Annotated in this window: 1 pseudogene; it reads left to right on the plus strand. The window is 63.2% G+C overall.

The window, feature by feature from the left end:
- Positions 1–54 precede the first annotated feature (54 nt).
- A pseudogene (locus L5G32_RS19120) lies at positions 55–1,301 on the plus strand (IS3 family transposase).
- Positions 1,302–1,330: the final 29 nt, after the last annotated feature.

Consider the following 1,330-nt stretch of genomic DNA (forward strand, 5'->3'; position numbering starts at 1 on the left):
TGAATCGTCCCGGGTTTGATGGAGACAGGTTTTACCGGAAGGGACACTTGTTTCATGCCTCGCCCATCGAAGTACTCGAAGGAGTTGCGGGATCGTGCCACGCGGATGGCCATCGACGCCCGCAAGGATCCGGAGACCGCGCCAGGAGCGTTGGCGCGGATCGCCAAGCAACTCGACATCAACCCTGAGACCCTGCGGAACTGGGTCCGCCGCGTCGAGGAAGGACAGACGGCGACACCTGGTGTGGAGACCGTTTCCGATATCGAACGGATCCGCCAGTTGGAGAAGGAAGTCGCCGAACTGCGGCGGGCGAACGAGATCTTGAAGACCGCGTCGGCTTTCTTCGCGGCCGAGCTCGACCGGCCACGCCGCTGATCGTCGAATTCATCGACGCACACCGTCATCGATGGCCTGTTGAGGCGATCTGCACTGCACTTACCGAGGCAGGATGCGCGATCGCGCCATCGACCTACTACGCCGCCCGTGGCCGCGCCCCATCGGCCCGAGCCCTGCGAGACAAGGAACTCAAGGTACAGATCATGGACGTCTACGAAAATTCCGGCGGCATCTACGGACGCCGCAAGATCCGCGCCGATCTCGCTCGCACAGGCATCCCGGTCGCCAAGTGCACGGTCGAACGACTGTGCCGGGAGCTGGGGATACGTGGCGTGGTGCGCGGCAAGTTTCCGCGCACCACCAAGCCCGCCGCCGAGACCGAACGCCCGGCTGATCTCGTCGACCGCGCGTTCTGCGCGACTGCGCCGAATCAGCTGTGGGTCGCCGACATCACCTACGTCCGGACCGACGTCGGCTGGGTCTATATCGCGTTCGTATTGGACGTGTTCTCCAGGATGATCGTCGGTTGGCAGACCTCGACCCGCATGTTCGCCGACCTGGCGATCGACGCGTTGGCGATGGGCTTGTGGCTGCGTCGTCGAGCCGGCCACGACATCACCGGCCTAATTCATCACTCCGATCGCGGCGTGCAGTACCGGGCGATTCGCTACACGCAGGCCCTCGACGAGGCCGGCGCCGTCGCCTCGGTCGGCTCGCGCGGGGACTCCTATGACAACGCGATGGCCGAAGCCTTGAACTCGCTGTACAAGCACGAGTTGATCTACCGGAAGGGGCCGTGGCGATCGACGAACGCCGTGGAGATCGCGACTGCCGAATGGGTCCATTGGTACAACACCAGTCGTCTGCACGGCGAGCTCGATCACCGGCCACCGACCGAGATCGAGGACCACTACTGGCAGCAGCACACTACTACCGAGACTGAACCTGCACTACAGAACAAATGATCGGTCTCTAACAAACCCGGGTCTTGACA

It is taken from the genome of Gordonia zhenghanii, assembly GCF_021738965.1.
Lineage (GTDB): Bacteria > Actinomycetota > Actinomycetes > Mycobacteriales > Mycobacteriaceae > Gordonia > Gordonia zhenghanii.